This window comes from Mesobacillus selenatarsenatis SF-1, assembly GCF_000813125.1.
Taxonomy (GTDB): domain Bacteria; phylum Bacillota; class Bacilli; order Bacillales; family Cytobacillaceae; genus Mesobacillus; species Mesobacillus selenatarsenatis.
On record NZ_BASE01000019.1, the window covers coordinates 72,324 to 95,884 of the forward strand.

Here is a 23,561-nt window from a genome sequence, read left to right on the forward strand (position 1 = left end):
GCTGCTTCATTCAACTTTTGCAACTGAGGAATAACAAATGATGTACTATTTTGCTGTTTGTCTTGAAAACGCAGTGATAGAATCTTTAATTGACATACCGCCCTCATATCCATTGAGAAAACTTTGTATTAATTCAACAAACCTACAGATCATAAAGCTCTTCAAAGTAACGCTCCTGGAACTTCTTATTCAGAATCCCGGTAAAATAAGCGATCGGATTCTTCACTTCCACCTTCGACTTCAGCTTCCGGACGAGCTGCTTGAAGGAGTCAAGGGACAGTGATAACAGGAGATCTGTTTCTTTTTCATAGTTGTTACGGTAGGCAGCGACCATGCTCATCCTCCAGAATTCTTCGATTGATTTTGCAGTTGGGTAGAAGTATTTTACAAGATTGACGAAATCGCTAGGAACCCGGTCACTGACAAAAAGATGGTCTTCAGGTGCTATTTCAGCAACGGGTTTTACCTCTGTGATTTCGGATGATTTTTCATCAGCAGCCTTTTCTTCACGTTTATTATTCTTTTTAATGTTAGTTTCAGAAGGAATGATAGTTTTATATTGGTGGCTCAATTGATCGCCATCCGGTAGTTCATTCATCGGAAAACGATTGAATACATACAGATTGCTAGACTGTGAGCCGTTCTTGCGCGCAGTTTCATGTACAGTGAAAATACCAATCTCACTAGCCTTCAGGATCATCCTTTTAAAAGTAGAACGGGAAATTCCCATCTCCCCATACTCCTCATAAATCGCCTTCAAAACCGTCCCGATCTTGGCATTAGCCACCCCAGGAACCTTCGCAGCAAAACGAGCCAGCCGCTTCAACCCAATCAACTCACTCTTACTGAAAAAACGCTTCTTATCCGCCATCCACATCTCAAAATGATTGTTAAACTCCTTCAAAGAACCAAACTGCGAATACTCCGCAAAACTCTCAATAACCGCCGATTTAATTGTCATGCTAATGCACCACCCTTTCACCCTTTATATATGGATGAGAGGGTGGAAAGGACAGGGTGGTACGCGGAGTATTGTGGCGGTTTTGTGAACAGTTAGATGCGAACTTTTTGAGGAAAGTTGGATGGTTCGGGCAAAAAAAATACTATAATCAGGTGAACTGCCTATCGTTCTCCTTTGGATATTTGATGATTCACTTAAACTTTGGAAGTTGCTAATTACTAACTTATAATAGCCAAGGGCTAGTTCAACTTCAGACCCGTTTGACAACTTAACATTTCATTTCGACTTCTGAATGAGACGCTGTAGCCTTCCCTAGGTCTCTCAATATGTTTGTATTAGTTTGTATTAGTTTATATAGACTAAACTTATTTTTTACTATTTCTTGCTTCTGTTTATCCTTTATCCAATCACTAATGGAAACCATACCCATATTCGGTTAAAATAGTAGAGTATGTTTTTAATGATTAAGGGGGATACATTATTGGATTACACAACTTGCTGGCGTCGGCGGTCTATTAAATTTAAACTCAGACCTAGATGCATTTTTAAAGGGTGTTAACCCTGAAAGTTGCATCCAGGAAATAGCTCCAGGTTTTTTCACGGGCGGATGCGGTGCTACATTTGATCTTTCCATGTCAGGAATCGGACAACGCATCAACGATTCAATTTCATTAGGTGCACTAGCTTGGGGTATTTATATTTATATTCGGAAATAGAAGAACATAAGAATAGGAACCATTAAAAATTCCCGTCTTAAATATCAAGGGAGATAGCGGGACGGTTCCGTTGTCTGGTGAATTTTTATATCTTCACTTTTTACTAGACTTAAGAACCTTCCCATATTTCATTCTAAGGAAATAAAAAAAAGCAAGAGTCGATTCAAAATCTCTCTTGCCTGCAAATTGCCTGGTATTCAAGTATTAAACTTTTTGGTAAAGATAAATCAGGCTAAATATTACTAAATTAATGCATCTTTTCTTTATGTTTATTTAAGATCTTGGCTGCTTTACTCTTTTCTTTTTTAGATTTTGAAGTAGCTAGTGTTTTAGCTGCTTTTCCAACTTTCCCACCGGAATGCTTTGCCATTAAGCTCCCTCCTATAAAGAGTAATTTTGTGTCCTCAACAACCTCGAACACACATTCTATTATATCAAGTGAGCAAAAATGGAACTAGTATCTTCTCCCTTTTCCTGCTAAGATTTTTCCAACTAGATTCTTCATATGCGTTGCCAGGCCTCATTATAATAGCTCATAATATTATTCCTAATAAGCTCACTTTCTATTGGAATAATGGTTGTAGCTTTGTTCCCTAAGGAATTTATGGAAGAGCCAAATAAATAAACCCACTTATCATCAACAATAACGAATCTATCATGATTACCTTTTGTTGCATGTATTTCTATATTATTATGTTCTTTTTTATACTTATCATATACAAGTTTAGAGTCACCTTGAAACTTTTCCGTTATAACATTAATTTTAATCTTAGTGTCTATTTCTTCACTTAGGGTAAACAAAGTGTTATCAATATAAGGGTCAATTAATAGAATACTCTTTTTTGCCGTCTTAAAAATCTCCTTAACTTTTTTATAACCAGTATATTGTTGGTTCTTCTCTAAAAAAACTGGTTCTTCAATATAACTTTCATTCTCTCCTATAGAGTCCCAAATATCTTCATACCAACTGCTATCAATCAATGTCCATTCCGGATTTTTTAATCCTTCTTTCAAAGTAACTTTACAGTATTCTATTGGCACACCATCAATAATAATATCTCTATAAAAAATTGAGATGTTATCACGGATTATGCTGAATCCAACATCATTCAAATAACTAAGTTCAATTTCTTTTAGTATTTGTTCGATAAAATTAGTAATACTTCTGAATCCATATATATGTTTAAGAAGCAATGTTGTCTCTCCTTCAAAAACACAAAATTTAAATCTTATATATGTACCTCTAAAATGAATCTCATCTTCTACCACTAAATTATGTTCAATGAATAATTCCTTGCGAGAAGTTGATTCTAAACCAATCCTCGCTTTGTATAGGTTTGTAAGAATATAATGCTTTGAAGACGTATCAACAATTCCCTTCCTCTTAGTTAATTCATACGTAGCTCTAGTAATGTGATCAGTAGATTTAATTAATTGGCTCTTTTGTAAAAGGTTCAGTATTAAATCGTTACCTGAATATTTATAGTTAATTAATTGCACTAATCTAGTTAACTCCTTATCAGTAACACTTTTATAATTTACCGCTATTTTACCGAACAATTGATCTAGCTCTCGTTGGTCATTCATAAGTGTAACTTCACCCGCCAATCTATTTTTTGCACTGCTGTATTACAACTTTTGAATCCTGTTCGAGAAAGATTCCATTGGATAGTTATTTAAGAAAATCAATGCTTATTTAGCAAACCTTCTCATCCTTTATGATATTATATAAAAAAACTGGATATTATGGGAGAAAAAGTATGAAGGAGCTTGTTTTTGAAAAGAGGATGTTTAGTGGTAGTAATTTAAATGAGATTAGATCAGTGTATATAAACAATTATCCCATTGTTTATATACTTTATAATAAAAAACGTCCAACAGCATATATTGGGCAAACAGTCCATGCTTCACGGCGCATGAAAGATCATTTAAGCAATCCAGAGCGTTCAGTGTTTGACAACACGATACTGATTGGCCATGAAGAATTTAATCAATCTGCTACTTATAATATTGAAACTAATCTCATCAATTATTTTATTGCAGATAATCACTACAAATTACAAAACGTCAGTCAAACTGTTAGAACTCAAATGCATAACTATTATCAAAAGGAATACTACAATGAAGTCTTATTCGAAAAAGTTTGGGAGAAACTTCGAGAAGAGAAAATCGCATTTGAAACAATCGAACACCTTAGGAATAAAGACATTTTCAAGTTGTCCCCATACAAAGCTCTTTCCGAACAACAACTTGAGATTAAGAACAAGATTATTGATTTTTGCAAGAGGAACATTGATCAGCCAGGCCATCATGTTTTATTAATTGAAGGAGATGCTGGGACAGGTAAAAGCGTCTTGCTAAGCTCACTATTTAACACTATTCAAGATTTCTCTAATGATGCTAGTTCCAAGTTAGCTAGTACTAAAAACTTCTTATTGGTCAACCATACGGAAATGATAAAAACATATCAAAGCATTGCGTTTAGCTTACCAAATTTAAAAAAGAAAAACTTTTCAAAGCCTACACCCTTCATTAACACAATGGACAAAACATCCAGCAGCGCTGATATTGTTTTAGTTGACGAGGCACACCTACTTCTAAGCAAAGAAGATTCCTATAATAATTTCAGATACGATAATCAACTTGAAGAAATTATTAAACGCAGTAAAATATCCGTCGTCATTTTCGACCCTAAACAAGTGTTGAAGATTAAAAGTTATTGGAATAATAATTTGTTAGAAGAAATCACTCAAATGCATAATGCAGAAACCTTCAAATTGACAAACCAGTTTAGAATAAACGCTGGTCCTGAGGTAATAAACTGGATTGATCATTTTGTTTCAAAGGAGTTATTACCGATTCCTAATAAAGACGATAAATATAAAATTAAAATAGCTCAAAACAGTAAAGAATTTAAACAGGCAATCCTGGATAAAAATAAGGAACACGGACTCTCTCGTATCGTTTCAACTTTTGATTATCTTCATAAGAAAGATGGAGAAATATATTATGTTGATGAAGACGGGTTAAATATGCCTTGGAATATTACTAAAGACAATACAACTTGGGCAGAAGAAGCCCATACTATTAGAGAAGTTGGCTCCATTTATACTGTTCAAGGATTTGATTTAAACTATGTAGGAGTCGTTTTAGGACCATCTATTGGTTATGATGAGGAAAACGATCGATTGAAGATTGATGTTGCAAAATATAAAGATACCGAGGCCTTTCGTACCAGAAAGGATTTAACAGATGAGGAAAACCTAAAAGTAAAAGAAGAAATCGTTTTGAATTCTATTAATATTCTTATGAAGCGCGGCATACATGGTTTATATATTTATGCTACTGACCCAAAGCTACGAGAAAGACTTTTTGAGTTAGAATCGGAAGGGAAAAGGCATTAGTCACATTCAATTTTAAAAAGGAAGGCTTATTTAAAATAGAGCCTTCCTTCTTATTTATTATACTTGCTTATATCCTCCGACCCTATCGTCATCTCCCTAAAGAACTTCTTATCGTAAAACCAACAAAGCAGCCTCTTGATTGAACCTGTCACTTATCCCCCCAAGATATGCTCATTTCCCTATAAAGCTTTCCACTTATTACAAAGGATTCTTAAGAATATGGGTCTATCATTGAAAAAATAAAACAGAAAAATGTCGATAACAATTTCAAATTAATTTGGTTTAATTGAGTTTTTTATTATTAACCTCTTCAATTATGGTTATAATTTCACTTTCTATTTTACTTAAATATATTATTTGTTGATCTTTATCCAATTGATTACAAACCCATTCACATAATGCAACTTTATTCAGTTTTCTAGTAAATGTACTTCCACCATATTCATCAATTTTTTCATTCGATATATAAAAGTCGTTACTTGGAAAATCAGAAGGCAGTGTCAATAAGTTCTCTACTCCAATTTTAAAGAGTTCATTTTCTTCATTTTTAGGTGATTTACGTACATAGAGATTCGCCTCTTCAAAATCCATATCTTTCGTGTTGGTATCTGAATCATATAAAAGTAAAAATTTATTATTAAAAATATTGGCATTAGATAATACATATTCTTTTGTATGATTCAATGCTGAATCCCCTGTAAACTTATCTCCAGCAACATCTTTTCTACCCACCCATTGAACAATAACAGGTAGATCCGATTTCTCAAACACTTCTAATGCTTTGTTAATATATTTTTCATCTGTAGGTCCTTCAACAAACACCACTAATTTATCTCTTTCATAATCTAACTGGATATCGAAGGCTTGAGTAATAGCTTGTTCTGGGGTCCATCCATAGAAAGTGGGTTCTTGCTGTACATAAACTCCAGATTCATTTTTTCCTAAAATGATAATTTTATCTTTTTCTTGATTTTTATTGTGAATCACAAATGGTGAATGGGTGGCTACAATTAATTGTGAAGTTTGAATATTATCCTCATTTAAGAAAAGTGTTTTATAAAAATCTAGTATTTTTAATTGCCAATTAGGATGTAAGCTTATTTCGGGCTCATCTATAAAAACAACGGCTCCTTGAGTAGAAAATTTATCCTTTAGAAGAAAGCTGCCACGAAACACTATTTGTTTTTCACCTGAACTTAGATTATTTAATGAAATTTCATTTCCATGCTCTTCGAATAATACCATCTTTCCTTCAGGTGTATTTAATACTTTTTTAAACCTTTTGTTAGAGAACATGTAGTTAAAAGCATTCTTAAATCTACTCATACGTTTGTCTCTAATACCTTCAGAAACTACTTTATCTAGATTATCTCCGGCCCATTCTGCAAACTCACTACTATCAAGAGCTTCAATATCAATTAACAATTGGGTAATTTCAGTTGCTAAATTTGAAGATGATTTAACATTTAATTGGGTTGCAACATCAACATCTAAGGAAGAAGTAGTTCTTATTTGGCCAGGTGTATAGTTAACTTCTACATCTGAAAAAACACTCTTAAATATGGTTTTGGCACTTCCTTGAGAAAAAATAAAACCAGAAAATTCAATTGGAGTACCTCCTTCACGAGAAATACTCGGTTTTATTGAATTCCAATTATTAACATTGGAGTGATCAATTGTAACTGTTAGTTCATTTGTAAGGCTAAAGCCTTGCATTCTTTTTTTGAAATCTTCAGAAGTATAGAGGGTATCTAATTCTTCTTTATTTATTTCAAAAACGAAAGTTTGTTTTTCATGGGATACTTTATTGGGGATTGGTAAATTTAGGAAATTATAAATAATATTTAATAGAGTTGATTTCCCCGTTCCATTTTCCCCAGCCAGTAGAATTGTATCAAATGGAAGACCATTGGCATCACAAAAATTTAGATTGAAGTCTCCTAAGATTGGATGTTTTTCTAAATTAATTGATTTTATTTTCATGCGAATCTCCTTAAAAATTGTTAAGTATTAAAATGCAACTTCATCCAAAATTCATTTTCACCTTGTTATATAATAATTTCTTGAGTTTTTGTTTAGAATTAAAGCAATTTTATACGATTAAGTATTTATGTTCAGAAGTACTTTTGCACTCATTCAATATGTAATTATTTATATCCCTTCTATTTAATCAAACAGTTAGTCATAAAGGTTGCGGTAAACAAGGGGACAGTTTGCTATATTTCAACTAGCTAGCGATTATGGAGAATATAAGTTATCTTAATTCTCTTTCTCCTCCATCACCCTCGGATCTCTCTCCTTATTCATTCCTACTGAATAACCATAATCTGGTTATAAAGATGCCGCTCTACCTCTTGTCCACACTTTAAACTAAGCAGTCGTGCATTCTGATTCGAACCAGAAATGAGAAAAACCACCCGCTTCGAAGTATGAAGAATCTTGAACTCAATCGCAACACAAGCATCCTTAGGAATCTCGCTGTCACTCAACACCCTATACATATATTGCTTAGAGTTTTCCCAAGACTGAACTTACCGCTCATTAATCCAGCCAATCTTGCTGTTATAATTGCTGACATTATTATTCACCAGCTCATCATCAAAACCATCCTTCAAGAACTCATCCGTCGTAGCCTCATAAACGATCAACTACCCTCCCCCCTTCTGCACGGGATACTTAAGCGCATTTTTCTTCATCTTCTCCAAAACCTCCTCTTCAAGATCAATATCCAACTTATCAGCCAACTGAACAAGATAAATCAAAATATCAGCCATTTCCTCTTTTATATTCTGCTTTGAATCCTGGACCGCTTCCTCGCTACTTTTCCATTGGAAGTTTTCAAGCAATTCGTTTGCTTCCAGAGAAATTGAAATCGCAAGATCTTTTTCATTGTGATAAGGCTTCCAGCTGCGTTCGTCACGGAAGTTTAGGATTATTTCGCGGATCTTATCCATAGCCAGGTCCCTCCAGTGGTTTACTTAATTTGTAAGTTTCTAATTTGATTCTATCATTCTTAATGTTGAGAAGAGTATTGTTAAAAATTTCGAATAGAAAAAGAGCCAAAGCCCTATATTGGATTTGACCACTCAACAAATATCTTCCTGAGACGCTAGAAACGTTCAGGTGCCTCCCTATTTCTTATAGGAATTTATCGAGCTCAAATCTATAAAAACCTTGCATCGATTTCTTATAGATTTCAAAAGCTGGATTAGTTTTTAAGTTGTTATTGCTATCTAATGAGATATTATTAAGCTGATTATCTTTTTGAAGCTTTGTAATAAGACTCAAAGACAACCCAGTTTTAATCAAATTTATTTTATTTTCATCGTTAGTCCCGTAAACAGCAAGGTTATATTCATCTTGAGTTATTAGTGAGAAATCATACAGTGCAACAACTAGTTTATTTAGATGATAATTAACAAAATCATCCTCAATTTTTAGTTTAACAATCGCTAGATTAATTATTTCTGAATCAGATTTCCGAGATAAATCAACATAGACTTCCTTACTATTCTCATCGTAATTCCCAGTTTGCCTTCTTACTTCTCCATAAGAAGCACCCATGTAAAAAAGACTATTACCTTCCCTCACTCTTTTTTTAAAGTAATTAAAGGTTAATGTTATATTCTCCTTTAATGAGTTGGTCCTATTAACTTGAAGGTACATCTTATAGTATTTTCTTGCATGTTCGTTAGTTAGGCGTAAAAACGCATAATCTTTTATATAGTTACTAACATCCTTTACAAACACAGTATATATTTTATCTATAATAGTTAACTCCGGCCAATTTTCTATATTTCCGTTGGCAGCTGTTTGTATCTGATCATGTAATCTTGTTAAAAATTGTGAATTTGTAGTATCATAAACATTCTCTAAACCAGAATTAATTAAATATCTTTTCAATTCACCATTTTTGTCATTTCCAGATGTCATTATTAAGTCTTCATTCTCTTTTATTAACCTAAACCTTTCCTCCGCTGCCTGCTTACTTTGTTTTTCAATTTTTAAATTTTCTAAGTTAAAAGAATCCAAAGTCGGATTTTCAATTCTATCATCAAATATATTACTTCTGAGAGCTTTTATCTTATTTTCCATTTTCCCATTGGCCCGGTTATAAATATCATTGTTTACAAAGTGAACTTGTGGAAGTAACTTATGCAATTGGTTTGAATAACCATTAAAAATATTATTAAGTCTGTTAACTCTTCCAATTAAATTTGTAAGGTTTTTTCCGGTCAAACTATGTGTATTTAGAATGAATAATGTATCAATAGGTAAATTTATCCCTTCTAAAATAACTGAGTTTGCAACTACGTATTTTAAATTATTGATCTCCTTGAATTTAAACTCTAGATATTCTTTAACAATATCAGGCATTTTCCCATGGAGATAAACCATACCCTTTGTAAGCAAATTAATCATATAAAAGTCTTTATGTACAAGATCGCTCAATTCTTCTTTAAGGTTTTGAATGCTCGAATCAGGATCATCGACTATATCTACTCTATTAATAAATTCTTTGACAAACATTTCAATTTTTTTTGGAGACCTAATATATATAAAATTCTTTTGCCCTTTCTGGGAGGTAATATATGAAAACATATCTCCATTAAAATCAAGTTTATAAAACGCATTTACAAACCGGTTGTATTTGAAAATTTCATTCCAAGATCTATATTCGAATATTTCAGGTTCTTTTAGATTATTTGAAATCTTTTGTTCACTAATCTCTTGTTGCTTGTCTAGCTTTAAATTATCACTTTCAGAAATTAGAGGAGATAAATAAACTATCTTTTGATTAGGATTAAGATTTCTGTTTCGCCTTATTAATCTAGATAATAAAATACTTCTTGGGTCTTTGCCGAATAAGTTATGTGCTTCATCAATATACAATAAATCGAAACTTATATCATGTTTGTCTAATAATCTTAAAGCTCTTTCCTGAGTGAAAATAGCTATAAATTTTTCATCACCTTGATACATTTCATCATGAATAATTATTCTTCTATTAAGGTTGGATTGTCGTATATTTCTATATGTTTGTACTAATAGAGATTTAGTTGGAACTATTATTCCAATATTATTTCTGGAGTTATTTTGAATTATATGGTCAATAATGAGAGAACTTTTCCCAAATGATGTTGGGGCAATATAACTAACTTCTTGAGAATTATCATTTAGCAGACTGTTTCTGGCCTTTTTCTGTTGTAATGTCTCAATATAGTTTTGTTTTTTGTACTTATCAATCTTCACTTCCATTAAACTATCATTTAGACTTAATTTTTCTTCAAGTAAATTATAATTAATAATATCTTTTGCAATAGGATAATAACCAAAATTTATAGAAAAATCATATAAAGGTAAATAGTCTTCATAGGTAATTGAATATTTTAATATGATATAATATGCAATATCCAAGTAGCTCTTGTAACGTCGATCTAATTCATAATGCTTCATGAATAAGATTGCGCAACCTAGAATATAACTCTTCTCTTCACTAGTTAGTTGCTCATTTATTGTAAGCTTTTTGATAATCTCTCTAAATTCCTCTATCTTATTTATATTTGTTAAAGTTGTTTTCTCAGTACTATTCATAACTATCCTCCTTTAGGATTCTAAAAAATCCAAAAATAATTCGATTGATTTTTTCGTAACACAAATTACAATAATATCCTTGTATTCAAATTTAGAAACAACCTCTTCTATATTTGTTTTAAGTTCATGAACATTATAATTCTCCCATTGATCGTTAAGGAAAATGGTAGATTCAGGTATAATGTTATATTCGTTAATAGAAGAAAATATTTTATTAGTAAAGTTATTTGATAATTGTTTAATATTATTTCTTATATTCCTGTTTGTCCCAACATCGATATTTGAGGCATGGTTATATGCATTTTGCCAAGGGTTATTCTTTACATTCCCACTGAATTTATTAGTTAGGTCATCATAAGCTACCTTTACTTTGTTCCAATGTGTGCTACTTTGGCTATCTTTCTTACCAGATTTACTCTCCATAATCCACTCTGTCTGGTCCTTAGAATAATAACCATCAAACCCTTTTTTAATCGACCCTTCCTCTAGGTTAAAAAAAGTACATTCTTGTTTAAACCCTTGATGCATTAGATATAGATGAACAAAGAACTCAGCGACTCCACCCATTTTTGTATTTTCAGATTTACTCTCAAAAAACTGCCTAGCTCTCTGCTTTACAGTCTCTATTTCATTTCCACTATCACCTTCGCATATTGTTACAAAGTGACTATTAATATACTCTAGGAATTCCCCTGTATAATCTTCAACATCAATTATATGAATTTCAAATTTTTCTTTTTTGAAGAATTCAGCATTAAATATGCCAACTGTTGCTTCCATAGTATCACTTCGCCTTATTATTAATTTTTTCCGAATTATCTATTATCTTAATAATACCATAAAACCATTTTTATCCACTTACATATATCCATTTTCCAACTAATTAAAATGTCCTTTCTTATATTATCCTTAAACAACTTTTGGTTTTAATTCATAGGGATTTACTTCAACTCATAACATCCCCAAAAATAAAAGCACCCACTTTTAACAGATAGGTGCTTACAAACCGTGATGAGTTTTCAATACTTTTATAAAAATTCTGCTTGTTCAATACTTCTTTAGAAATTTATCTTTAATTGAGCTTTGTTATCTACTCTAGAATTCCATTCAGTATATTGGTCAGCCATATCTCTTAAAGAGCACCATAAAATGCAAGAACTTGGGTTTCCTCCTTATGTCCAACCAATTACAAAATAATCTCCTCCCCCTCATCCATTTCCTCTGCCTTCTCAAAAACCCCCTTAGCCACAGCCAAATCAAAATGAGCCGCCCCAACAGATTTAAAAATAGTAATATCCTCAACTCCACGCTCAACCGGATTCCCATGAAGTTCAGCTAATGTCCCAGAAAGCTGCTCAAATGACCATTTCCCTTGTTGTACGGCGTCAATAAATTCTCCCGCTTCTGCTTTCATCCCCTCATAATCATCTGCATAGATCAATGCTGCTTTTTCAATCGCACCTAATGGGATTTCACGCATGTCGGGTAAGTAACTGCCTACGCCGATGATATGTGTGCCTGCTTTTACATAATTGGCATCAAATACTTCTTCTGTTGACCGGGTCGCACAGCAAATAACATCGGACTGGGCGACGGCTTCGTTCCGGTCGACTCCAGTATGTATAGTCGCTGTCACACCTGCCTCTCTTAGCTTTTCTCCGAATGCATATGTCTTTTCAACCGTACGGTTAATTAAATAGATGTCTTGAATTGGCAGCACGTTCACGATTCCTAGTACTTGCTCGAACGCCATTCCGCCTGTGCCAATGACGGTCAGCACTTGGCTGTCGGGCCTGGCGAGATGGCGGGCTGAAATAGCACTTAATGCTCCGGTTCTCAATCGTGTCAGATAGGAAGCGGACAGTAAACTCATATGTTTTCCTGTTTCGAGTTCTGTGAGTAAGATGGCTCCTTGTGTGGTCGGAAGATTAGCTGAGCTGTTATCAGGAAAAATCGAGACAATTTTGGTTGCTGCCATTGATGTTCCATCCGAACTTGGCATATAGAGAACCGATCCGTTGCGTTCCGGGACATTCAGTACTGTCCGATGAGGGTTTTCGACACGTCCTTCATGAATGGCCACCAACATGTTTTCGACATCTCGAATGGCATCTTCGATTTTATAGATGGATTGGATTAGTTGTTCGTTCAGTATAAGCATATAGAATCTCTCCTTTTAAGAAAAAACTCGGCCAATTATTTGGCCGAGCTAATTTTTCCAGTAACTACAGTTGGTTCCACGCGGCTTTTCACTGCCCAGATGGCAATCAGTGACACCACTGCAGTGAACATGATGTAGAGTGCAACTGGGATGTAGGAATTATCGAATGATGCGAGCAACGCAGTGGCAACCAGCGGCGCTGTACCACCAGCGACTGCGGCCCCGATTTGATATCCTAGTGAGACCCCAGTGTAGCGAACCTTGGCATCAAAGATTTCGGAGAACATTGTTCCAAGTACTGCCGTAATCGGAGCCCAAATAATCCCCAGGCCGATAATCGTCGCCAAAACCAGCATGAGTACACTGCCTTGATGAATCATCCAGAAGTATGGGAAAGCGAAAGCCATCATCGCTAATGTTCCAGCGATATACATTTTCTTACGGCCCACTCGGTCTGACAGACTTCCCATGATTGGAATAAGGATGGTCGTAATGACGGTTGAAATCATGACGGAACCTAACACTGCAGAGCGGCTGAATCCTAGAGTACTTGTCGCATAGGAAACAATGAACGTACTGAAAATATAGAATGGAGCGGTCTCCACCACTTTCGCACCGATGGTGATCAGCACTTCTTTCCAGTAATATCGAAGTGTATCGACGATTGGCAGCTTTGGAATTTCACCTTTTTGCTGAACATCCTTGAATTCTGGTGTCTCATCGATTCCTTTTCGGATCCATAAACCAAAGACAACGAGCAATGCACTAAAGATGAATGGCACGCGCCAGCCCCATGTCATGAATTGCTGCTCCGGCAATAAGCTCATGAGCCAAAGAGCGAGTGTACCCATCACCATTCCGATCGTTACACCCATTTGTGGAATAGAACCAAAGAATCCTCTGCGTTCTGGCGGAGCATACTCAGTTGCAAGCAGCAGAGCTCCTCCCCATTCCCCGCCGATTCCAAGTCCCTGAATCAGACGAAGGGTTATCAAAATGATTGGTGCAGCTACACCAATTGCTTGATATGTAGGCAAGATCCCCATTGCGAATGTTGCAGCACCCATCAAGCTCAATGTTAAAACGAGTGTCTTTTTCCGGCCGATTCGATCACCGATATGACTAAAAATAATTCCTCCAAATGGCCGGATGAAAAACGAAAGTGCGAACGATGCATACGCGAGTAGCAATCCTACCGTTGGATCTTCGTTGACAAAGAATAATTGGTTAAATACAAGTGCGGCCATTGTTCCATACAAGAAATAGTCAAACCATTCAATGGAACTGCCAACAAGGCTGGCAATCAATACACGATAAGTCGTTTTCTTATCCAATTGTTGCATTTTCCCTTCCTCCTTTTTAAAATTGAAGTAGTACTTCAATTAAATTTTAGATAATGGTTAATATTCTGTCAACTTTGTTCAAATTGACACAAACTTCTTTTATAGATAAAAATGGTAATTAGGAAGGTGGGAGTTTTATGATCGGTGTACGACTGAAGGAAATCCGTAAAGAGAAGAAAATGACCTTAAAGGAACTTGCAGAAGGGGCCGGTGTTTCCATCAGCTTTCTATCACAAGTAGAGCGCGGGAAGTCCAGCGTAACACTAGAGTCGCTTCGAAAAATATCCGAAGTTCTTGGCGTCAATCCAAGTACCTTTTTTCCAAGTAATAATGAACCTATGAGTGAACCTTCATTCCATTATCAAGACCTGACACAACAAGTCCCAAACCCGGACTTTCATCCAATACTCGTCACTCTCCCCGCAAACCAAAGTGACGGACAACCCTTTTCACACAGCGGACATGAATTTGTCTATGTAATAGAAGGAACCTTAACACTGCAAATAGGAACAAAGATGATTGAACTGCAACAAGGAGAATCCTGGTTCTTTTCCTCCAGCGAAACGCATTATTGGTACAACCATACAGATCAAACGATCAGATTCCTCGTCGTCTCATCCAGATAAACACACGGACGGTGAGAAACACAGGGACGGTTCTGGCGTTTCATAAATTGTTACAATATGCTATCCACTGAAATGGAAGAACCGTCCCCACGTTTCCAAGGTGGAACATTACATAGAATGTATCTGATTTTGCTCCGGGAATACTTTGTTGGAAGCAAGCTTCTTTCTAAATGCCAGTATGAATATAAACATGAGGAAGGGGATGATGTAACTTACCGATTCCAACAGAAAAGAATACTCATCTATCCCTTTTTAGTATAAGGATAATATTTTTGAAGTTTTTTGCTCCGCTGAGAGGATCTGTCACCCCCGCTACACTAAACCTCCATCCTCCACCCCGACACCGCGAGCCAGCGCTCATACCGTTCATATTCAGGCATGATTTTTCCGACAAGCCGCCAAAATGAACGGTCGTGATTCATATGGACCATATGGCACATTTCATGGACGACAACATAATCAATCACTTCCATTGGTGCCATGGACAGCTTCCAATTGAATGTCAAATTCCTCATGGAATCACACGTTCCCCAGTTCGCCCTACTGTCCGTGATTCGAATCGAGCGCGGCTTTATTTTGAATTCGCTTTGATAAAATTTAACCCGTTTTTCGACTAATGCCTTGCACTGCTGATAGTAAAATCGCTTCAAAGCCTGTTTAATGCTCTCTTCATTTTGCTCTTTCACATAGACGTGGAGCTTGTCAGCCTCGAACACGGCATTGTCTTTTTCGATATCTGCATCCTGGGAAATCAGAATGTGATAGAGCCGCCCCAAATATAGAAATTGTCCGCCTGGTCCGTACTCTTTTTCCCTACCGGCTGAGGCCCGCTCTTTCATTTCCTTCGCCCTTTGCAGGATCAAGTCCCATCTGCCTTCTAGGATTTGAAGCACACTTGCATCTGAGGTCCCCTTAGGAGCGTGGACTTCGACATGGCCGTAAAAATCCATATAAATGCCGATTGTTGTCCGATTTTTATAAATCAAATCATACCCGATTGTTTCACCTAAGAATGTATGAAGCATGTCATCACCTGCATTTTAATCTATAAATACGCCCCAGCCATCAGAATGGCCGCCGTAAGGCTTGCTTATTTTATCCAGCTTTTCCTGCACTTTTTTTAATTCGCTATGGTTAAGGAGCATCTTTTTCGAGCAACTGCAAGCCCACTCATCTGTCTCATCATCCTGATCGAGTAAGCCATGAAAGCCTTCTTCCTTCAATACGGGCAGAAGCTTCTCCCCAGTTGCCTTATCCGGCACAGCTATAAAAAACTCGACTGGCTGCGGCTTTTTAAAACTGACACCTTCATTAAACAAACTGCGCAATGCTTCTCCATCCGCGTCGTTTGGAAATTTCATCATCCATTCCTCCATTTGTGTGCCTTCTATGTTGTCATTATCATGCACTTGCTAAATTTCTGCTAATCATTTGATTATGAGATTGTTGTGTTATAATGTAAATAACCTTTTGCTTTAAATTTTTTACTTACCGGTACCATGCCCCTGCTCGTTCGTTGAGCAGGGTTTTTTATTGCTTTATTTTTGAAAATAAAAAAACAGACCCTTTTGGAGTCTGTTTCGGTATGCTATATCAAAATTAAGCTTTTTGAACGTTAGCAGCTTGAGGTCCACGTGCACCTTGCTCAACGTCGAAAGTAACTTTTTGACCTTCGTCTAATGATTTGAAGCCTTCAGATTGGATTGCAGAGAAATGAACGAATACATCTTCTCCACCTTCGCGCTCGATGAATCCGAAACCTTTTTCTGCGTTAAACCATTTAACTGTACCTTGTTCCATGTTTGTTGCCTCCTAGTGCTAATGCACATTGTATTACTATCCTTGCCCAAAGTGATCATTAGAACGAAGAGTCGAACTTTACACCGAACAAAAATAATTCTACCTAAGAATAACAAGATTTAGGAAAAATTGCAAGGGACTTTAGTAGGATGAGAACGTTACGGTTCAACTGCGATGAAAGTCGATCGCAATAAAAGAAGCAGTGGATTCAAAAACTGAATCCCTCTGCTTTTAGGTTGATATCACTATTTATTGGGCTCTTTTCTCAAACTTTGTTGCTATTGACTACAAAAATAGGATGGAATGACCTATGTTTCCTCACAAAATGAAAGCTTATTATGAGAAAAGAGATTGCACACTTGATACCGACCTACAATATAGCGTTTTACCACGTTAAAATCGGCTTTAGGATTATAACAACAATTTTTCAGAAACAGCTATTCATTAAAATGAATTCTCTCTTCTGACTGATCTATTCGAATTGATGCTTCACTCCCTTTTTGTAGTGGACCATATGGTGATACCCATTCGTTTTTCTCTTTTACGCAAGGAAGCAAAACAATTGATATTCACTGTCTCAGTAGATGCAAAAAATCCTTAAAGATAGAGGTGAGATTGATTGTTTTTTCTTCTTAAAATAATGACTTAAATAATAGAGTGTATACCTAAAACAATGAAAGCCCTACCTCTCTTTCATCCTTACGGCTCCTAGTCCGTGCCAGTGTGAATCAGGATTGCAAAAATCAAGTAACTATTTTATCGGGTTATTAAATGAAACTTCAAACATTCGTATAGGAAATTCAAGTAATAGAAATGGATTAGATTGTAGAAAAAACAAAAGTGGTAAATGTTCTAAAGGTGAGTTGGAGAAGTTGAATGTCTTGGAAAAGATATTTTTCAATAAAAAATGCAGGTTATTTGCGGGAAATTTATTAAAGAAAACTTAACAGAAACTTTTTATTTGATTTTCAGTAATCCCTTTAATTAATCCCAGTTCACTAATCAAAAATTTATGTGCGTTATCTAACATTTTCTTTTCGCTTGTATTAAGTACTTTTTCTTTCTTCATACGCATTAAATCACGTACAACTTCAGTACATTCTTGTATTTTACCTGTTTTTATTTTGTCCGTGTTCACTTTATACCTTTGTTTCCACGGCAGTAATCGATCAGATTCTCCATGATGAAAAATGTTAATGATGTGTTTTAATGCACTTATGTCAGTAACAGGTCGTATATTTGAACTCAATATTTTACCCGCAGGAATCATGACCTGCATATTACCGATTAACATTTTTATGACATAATACTGTTGTTTTTCCCCTGAGATTTCCTTTTCTTCTATAGCTTTTATTATACCTACTCCGTGCATTGGATAAACAATGTTATCGTCAACTTGGAACAAATAATCCACCTCCATATTTGGTAACCTTCTTAACCTTAACATTCATTTTATTTTTTATCAAATTTTTAATAATATCATAAATTTATTTTTAGTGTCAACTACTTTTTCTTTAAAATTAGAAAAAGTAAAAACAATTAGATTCAAGCAGAAACACAGGGACGGTTCTGGCGTTTCATAAATTGTTAAAATATGCCATTTGCTGAAACGGAAGAACCGTCCCCTCTTATCCAAAAAAAGCACAGGGCAAAAACGTCCCCATGCTTCCTAAAGCTTCCTTACCCATCCTATTGGATGCGAAATGTTTTTATCAGCCTATCAACTTTATCCCTAGTCGGCAATGCGGAAATAGCACCTCTCTTGGTGGTCGTCAGTGCTCCACTTGCATTGGCAAACCGCAGAATGTCTGCGTGTTGGTCATGCAATAACTCGATCAGGTTTTCGGATGTCGCCCCGAGTTCAAGCAGTTTATACAGGAAGCCTCCTATGAAGGCGTCTCCTGCGCCGGTGGTGTCTTCAACTTTAACCGTAAATCCATTAGATCCATATTTTTCTTTTCCGACATACAGGTCGGCTCCTTTGGCTCCTTTGGTGAAAACGACCGCCTGGACATCGCCCTGGAATAAGGATTGGATTGCTTCTTGTTCATCTTGGATGCCTGTTATGAACTCAAGCTCTTCATCGGAAATCTTCACGATATGGGCACTTGGCAGGAACTCAAGAATCGCACTGCGGCAATCTTCTGCGCTGTCCCAGAGCGGCAGCCTTACATTTGGATCAAAGCTGATGATTCCGCCCTGCTCCTTCATGCTGTTAACTGCTTTCCGGTGTGTTTGCTTCATCGGACTTTCTACTAGATCGACTGAGCAAAAATGTAGGATATCGCCTCTTCCAAATGAAGAGGCATCAAGTTCTATTTCTTCCAGCAGTAAGTCTGCAGATGGCTTGCGGTAAAAGGAGAAATCGCGTTCTCCATCTTCTCTAAGGGAAACGAAGGCCAGCCCGGTATTGGCTTGCTTCGTCCTGACGATCATGTCCGTCCTGACGCCAGCCTCCTCCAATTGTTCGATCAAAAAGTCGCCAAAAGCATCCTCACCTACCTTCGTGATCATCGAAGCTGCCTGGCCATACCTGGCTACCGCTGCCGACACATTCGCCGGTGCACCTCCAGGCATCCGCTCAAAGGTCACAACATCCTTCAGTGCCTTTCCTTTTTGCTGTGGTATGAAATCAATTAAAACTTCACCGATTGAATACAGCATGCCCATTGGCTTCACTTCCTTTTCCCATCTCAGCTTGAAAATCCCATTTTACCGCCTCGAAACGGGCAGTTCCCTCTTTTGCGAAAAAGCGGATCCCATCGCTGCCCTCTCCAGGAAAAATGCGGCAGGTAAAAACTTCTTCGCCGTCATTCACAAACAGCTCGACAGAGGAGACATCTACAAATAGATGGAACTTGATCTTGCCTGACTCCACCTTGCATTTTCGAGTCGTACCATATTTCTCTGCAAAAGCTTCACCAGATTCACTTCGATCCACCACTACTTTTCGCGCTGCGTCATCATAGGAAATCACTGTTCTCTCCGTCTCACCCGTCCTGATCTCAACCCCGAACTCAGAAGCATCGACATTATCAAACTCACTAATCATTTCATAGGTAACTCCATTAAATCCCTCAAACGTCCGTGTCTCATCCCTGAGGATACCCGTTGCCTTTTCTTCCTTTCCCCGCAAAATCGCAAGCTCGTGAATCGGCTGCTGGATCAGTTTATTTCCTTTGACCGTCAGCTCGCGCGGAATCGTCAAGCAATGAGCCCAGCCATGTTCATCCGTTGGATACTCAATCTCCGGCAAACCCATCCAGCCGACGAGAATCCTTCTGCCTGAAGGATCTTCCATTGTTTGAGGGGCATAAAAGTCAAAGCCACAATCAAGTTCGTTAAATTCTTTATGCTCGAAAAGTCTATCATCCAGATTCAACGGCTTGCCCAGGAGATAGCCTGATTGATAAATATTTTGATAGGAATCATCCTGCGGTTCGATTCCTTGCGGGGAAAAAATAAGTACTCCGTGTCCATCCTGCTCAAAATAATCCGGGCATTCCCACATATACCCGAACGAATCTAGCTTCGTTTTTAACTCTCCTTCAAACTGCCAATGGATGAGATCAGTTGAACTGTATAAAACGACACAGCCTGTTTCATCTGTCCTTTGCGCGCCGATGACTGACCAGAAGCGGTCATCTTCCTTCCAGACCTTCGGATCACGGAAATGATCGGTATATCCTTCGGGAACTTCGTCAATGGCTGGGCTGGCTTTAAGAATCGAGCCATCCTTGCCCATCACGGCCAGGCACTGATAAGGATGACGGACCCAGTTTTCATCGCGAGTATTCCCTGTATACATTAAATACAGCTTGTCGTCATGTTCGATTGCACTGCCGGAATAAGCTCCATGGCTGTCAAAATAGTCTCCAGGCGTGATGCCAACTCCGACATTCTCCCAATGGACAAGGTCTTCAGACTTTGTATGATACCAATATTTCAAGCCATGTACGGGACCGAGCGGAAACCATTGATAAAATAAATGATATTCCCCATTAAAATAAGAAAATCCATTAGGGTCATTTAATAGCCCCGTTTCCGGCTGGATATGGTAGCTTTGACGCCACGGACTTGCATCCACTTTATTTTTCAATATTTCCAGATCTTCCTGGCTTACATCTTCCATCTTGGTATATCTGCTTTCTCTCGTCCATTCCATGATGTTCTTCCTCCTGAATGAAAACGATAAAGGAGAATCATCCGATTCCCCCTCATCAGTTTTTTATACTGTAGCGTTTCAAATCACCGTTGGTCATCCTTTTATGTTAAAACGTTATTCGAATAGCTTTGATTACATTTTTTATGCTGCGGCGTCTTTCGCCCCACTGTTAGTCATCTTCTTTGCATCCCTTTTGGCAAGCACGATCGTGACCACGAATGCCACTGCAAACGCAATCCCCATGCCAATGATATATGGAAGGATGGAAGCTGGGCTGATGGAAATGACCCCTGGCAAACCAGCTGCACCAAGAGCGACCGCTTTTACCTTGAAAAAGGTGACAAATGCCGACCCGATCGCTGCTCCAGTTATCGCCCCGATAAATGGATATCTTAGCTTCAGGTTAATACCGAACATCGCAGGTTCCGTAATTCCGAGTAAAGCAGAGATTCCTGCTGCAGAAGCTGTTCCTTTAAGCTTTTTATCACGTGTAACGGTTAAAACTCCCAAAGTCGCTGCTCCCTGCGCCACATTGGACATAGCAGCGATGACAAATATGAAAGAACCGCCCGTTTTAGCCATATCGGCCAATAATTGTGTCTCCACCGCAATGAAGCTATGGTGCATACCCGTAATAACGATTGGCGCATAAGCGAGGCCAAATAGTGCACCGCCGATGAAGCCCGTCGTATCATACAGCCAGATCATGCCGTCAGAAAGCAGATTCCCCGCTGCACGGGTAATCGGTCCAACCGCCGTGAATGTTAAAATGCCCGTGATAAAAATTGTCAATAATGGTGTTAGAAGATTATCCAGAGCAGATGGTACCACTCTTCGTAAAAAATTCTCTGTTTTTGCCAGGATAAAAGAAGCAACTAATACAGGAAGAACGGTCCCTTGATAGCCAATTTTTTCAATCTCAAATCCAAAAAACTTCCACACCGGAATCTCGCCATTGACCAGTGCGCCACCATAGCCCCAGCCATTCAATAGATCTGGATGGACCATAAGCATTCCAAGTGCCGCTCCAAGATAAGCATTTCCCCCAAAGCGCTGTGCTGCCGAGAAACCAATCAAAACGGGCAGGAACACGAATGCAGCATTTGCAAATGTATTGATCAGGGCCGCCAAGTCAGCCATTTCCGGATAAGCCTCAATAAGCGACATTCCTGAGATGAATAAATCCTTTGCTGTCAGTAGATTATTGATTCCCATCAGCAAACCGCCGGCCACGATCGCCGGGATGATTGGCACGAAAATATCTGATAACATCTTCACAAAACGCTGGATTGGATTGAGTTTCTTCGCACTCGCATCCTTCACATCCTTAGTGGACATTTCCGATAATCCAGTCAGCTCCGTCAGTTCTTTATATACCTTATTCACAATCCCGGAACCGAGGATGACCTGAAATTGGCCCCCAGTCGAAAAGGTTCCTTTAACCGCTTCCATTTCATCGAGTTTTTTCTGATCCACGATGGACTCATCATTTAATACCAGGCGCAAGCGGGTTGCACAATGCGCTGCTGCTGACACATTTTCTTTTCCACCGAGGGCAGTCAGTATTTCTTTGGCTACTTCATGGTAGTTCATTGTAAATCCTCCCTTATTTGGTCTTACCGGTCCGTTTGGAACCGGTTCCAAACTACGGTAATTTAAAACCGGTTCATTCGCGGAACCGGTTCCATTAATTTAATTTTATTATAGCAAGCTAACTCAAAATGTCAACGCTTTCTCGCTCAATTATTTTAAAATCGGAAACACTCAACATCTGAATTTCCTCTTCATTCACGAGTTGGACGATTTTATCTGCAGCCATTCCCCCGGCTTCCTTGTAAAAGAATTGCACCGTGGTCAGTCCAGGATTCAGCATCTCAGTGATCTCATACCCGCCAAATCCAGTTATCGAGAGATCCTCTGGAATCTTCAGCCCCTTCGAATAGGCAGCTTTCAAGGCGCCGATCGCTATATTATCGGTGGCACAAACAATTGCAGTAGGACGAAATTCCTCTAAAATAGAAGGAACTTTTTCTAACGCGTCACCGATTTTAAAGCTCGTCTCGTAATAACGGACCTTAACCTCTTCAGCTTCTTTTATCGCCCCGGCAAAGCCTTGCTTCCTTTTGACCCCTACCGCAATATCTTCTTCCGAGACACCTAGATAAGCGATCTGCTTATGCCCTTTTTTTGCCATGAACCTGCCAATTGCCTTCCCCGCCTCAAAATCATCGTGAATCAGGCTGTAGATTTGTTCATGCTGCTGCCCGACAAGCAGAACAGGAATGCCGATTTCCTGAATCGTTTCCAGGTGCCGCTCGGTCACCTTTGTCGCGAGCAAAATGATTCCCGCAACTTTTTGCTTCGCCAAACTGTACAGACTCTCAATTTCCCGGTCCAAATCCTGGCTTGTATTGGATACGAACATTTGATAATTCAGTTCCCGCAGCTTCTCATCAATCCCAATCAATGTCTTTGAAGTAGCATAAGAATCAAGACGAGGAACGACCGTACCAATGATATTCGTCTTCTTCGCCTTTAGACTCTGAGCAAAAGTATTCGGAGAATAACCCGTCTCCCCAATCACTCGCTCAATCTTCCTCATCGTCTGCTCGCCGACAGATCCCCCATTCAAATATCGGGAAACCGTACTCTTCGCCACACCTGCCAAACGAGCAATATCCGCAATCGTCGTCATACTTACATTCACTCCAAAAAGCCCGGCACCACTTGTCCAGACAATGTTTTTTTCATTATAACACGGGGACGCTTCTTCTGATTTACATAATAACC

General features: G+C 37.8%; 19 protein-coding genes. 2 read left to right on the forward strand and 17 right to left on the reverse strand.

Features of this window, described 5'->3' with window-relative positions:
• Window positions 1-142: 142 nt before the first annotated feature.
• The 3 genes from TY49_RS04825 to TY49_RS04830 form a co-directional block, all read right to left on the reverse strand.
• Window positions 143-961, reverse strand: a complete 819-nt coding sequence (locus TY49_RS04825) for a hypothetical protein (protein WP_041964765.1) — start codon at window positions 959-961, stop codon at window positions 143-145.
• A gap of 963 nt (window positions 962-1,924) precedes the next feature.
• On the reverse strand, window positions 1,925-2,047 hold the full coding sequence (locus TY49_RS25375; RefSeq protein ID WP_269745709.1) for a hypothetical protein: 123 nt from the start codon (window positions 2,045-2,047) through the stop codon (window positions 1,925-1,927).
• A 131-nt stretch (window positions 2,048-2,178) separates the two neighbouring features.
• Window positions 2,179-3,264: a hypothetical protein gene (locus TY49_RS04830; RefSeq protein ID WP_041964766.1), complete on the reverse strand. Its 1,086-nt coding sequence runs from the start codon at window positions 3,262-3,264 to the stop codon at window positions 2,179-2,181.
• Between the two features lie 173 nt (window positions 3,265-3,437).
• Between TY49_RS04830 and TY49_RS04835 the strand changes: the two genes are divergently transcribed.
• Window positions 3,438-5,081: a DUF2075 domain-containing protein gene (locus tag TY49_RS04835; protein WP_041964767.1), complete on the forward strand. Its 1,644-nt coding sequence runs from the start codon at window positions 3,438-3,440 to the stop codon at window positions 5,079-5,081.
• Between the two features lie 282 nt (window positions 5,082-5,363).
• Here TY49_RS04835 and TY49_RS04840 read toward each other — a convergent pair whose 3' ends face one another.
• From TY49_RS04840 to TY49_RS04865, 6 genes are all read right to left on the reverse strand, one after another.
• Entirely contained in the window at window positions 5,364-7,064 is a 1,701-nt protein-coding gene (locus TY49_RS04840) for an ATP-binding protein (RefSeq protein WP_041964768.1), read from the reverse strand.
• 665 nt (window positions 7,065-7,729) lie between these two features.
• Window positions 7,730-8,035, reverse strand: coding sequence for a nucleotide pyrophosphohydrolase (locus tag TY49_RS04845; protein WP_041964769.1), 306 nt, complete (start codon window positions 8,033-8,035; stop codon window positions 7,730-7,732).
• A 184-nt stretch (window positions 8,036-8,219) separates the two neighbouring features.
• On the reverse strand, window positions 8,220-10,676 hold the full coding sequence (locus TY49_RS04850) for a DEAD/DEAH box helicase (RefSeq protein ID WP_041964770.1): 2,457 nt from the start codon (window positions 10,674-10,676) through the stop codon (window positions 8,220-8,222).
• Between the two features lie 12 nt (window positions 10,677-10,688).
• Window positions 10,689-11,456, reverse strand: coding sequence for a hypothetical protein (locus TY49_RS04855; RefSeq protein ID WP_041964771.1), 768 nt, complete (start codon window positions 11,454-11,456; stop codon window positions 10,689-10,691).
• 406 nt (window positions 11,457-11,862) lie between these two features.
• The gene (locus TY49_RS04860) at window positions 11,863-12,837 is read right to left on the reverse strand and encodes an ornithine cyclodeaminase family protein (protein ID WP_041964772.1); all 975 of its coding nucleotides are present in this window, start codon (window positions 12,835-12,837) and stop codon (window positions 11,863-11,865) included.
• A gap of 35 nt (window positions 12,838-12,872) precedes the next feature.
• Window positions 12,873-14,171 carry an MFS transporter gene (locus tag TY49_RS04865; RefSeq protein WP_041964805.1) on the reverse strand — a complete coding sequence of 433 codons (1,299 nt, stop codon included), beginning with the start codon at window positions 14,169-14,171 and terminating at the stop codon, window positions 12,873-12,875.
• Between the two features lie 146 nt (window positions 14,172-14,317).
• Here TY49_RS04865 and TY49_RS04870 point away from each other — a divergent pair, with 146 nt between their 5' ends.
• Window positions 14,318-14,806, forward strand: coding sequence for a helix-turn-helix domain-containing protein (locus TY49_RS04870; RefSeq protein WP_041964773.1), 489 nt, complete (start codon window positions 14,318-14,320; stop codon window positions 14,804-14,806).
• Between the two features lie 317 nt (window positions 14,807-15,123).
• Here the strand turns inward: TY49_RS04870 and TY49_RS04875 are convergent, their stop codons facing one another.
• The 8 genes from TY49_RS04875 to TY49_RS04910 all read right to left on the reverse strand — a co-directional run bounded on the left by TY49_RS04875 (window position 15,124) and on the right by TY49_RS04910 (window position 23,466).
• Entirely contained in the window at window positions 15,124-15,831 is a 708-nt protein-coding gene (locus TY49_RS04875; RefSeq protein ID WP_041964774.1) for a M48 family metallopeptidase, read from the reverse strand.
• Between the two features lie 15 nt (window positions 15,832-15,846).
• Entirely contained in the window at window positions 15,847-16,170 is a 324-nt protein-coding gene (locus TY49_RS04880) for a ribonuclease E inhibitor RraB (RefSeq protein ID WP_232310375.1), read from the reverse strand.
• Between the two features lie 235 nt (window positions 16,171-16,405).
• Window positions 16,406-16,606 (reverse strand): cold-shock protein, encoded by a 201-nt coding sequence (locus tag TY49_RS04885; RefSeq protein WP_026694123.1) that lies wholly within the window; start codon window positions 16,604-16,606, stop codon window positions 16,406-16,408.
• A gap of 943 nt (window positions 16,607-17,549) precedes the next feature.
• Window positions 17,550-18,026: a CarD family transcriptional regulator gene (locus tag TY49_RS04890; protein WP_041964776.1), complete on the reverse strand. Its 477-nt coding sequence runs from the start codon at window positions 18,024-18,026 to the stop codon at window positions 17,550-17,552.
• Between the two features lie 269 nt (window positions 18,027-18,295).
• A complete protein-coding gene (locus TY49_RS04895) occupies window positions 18,296-19,276 on the reverse strand; it encodes a carbohydrate kinase family protein (protein ID WP_041964777.1) in 981 nt (326 codons plus the stop codon).
• A complete protein-coding gene (locus tag TY49_RS04900) occupies window positions 19,251-20,771 on the reverse strand; it encodes a glycoside hydrolase family 32 protein (RefSeq protein WP_041964778.1) in 1,521 nt (506 codons plus the stop codon). Before TY49_RS04900 ends, TY49_RS04895 begins: the two co-directional genes overlap by 26 nt.
• Before the next feature lie 141 nt (window positions 20,772-20,912).
• On the reverse strand, window positions 20,913-22,364 hold the full coding sequence (locus TY49_RS04905) for a sucrose-specific PTS transporter subunit IIBC (RefSeq protein ID WP_041964779.1): 1,452 nt from the start codon (window positions 22,362-22,364) through the stop codon (window positions 20,913-20,915).
• Between the two features lie 118 nt (window positions 22,365-22,482).
• A complete protein-coding gene (locus TY49_RS04910; RefSeq protein WP_084135381.1) occupies window positions 22,483-23,466 on the reverse strand; it encodes a LacI family DNA-binding transcriptional regulator in 984 nt (327 codons plus the stop codon).
• Window positions 23,467-23,561 lie beyond the last annotated feature (95 nt).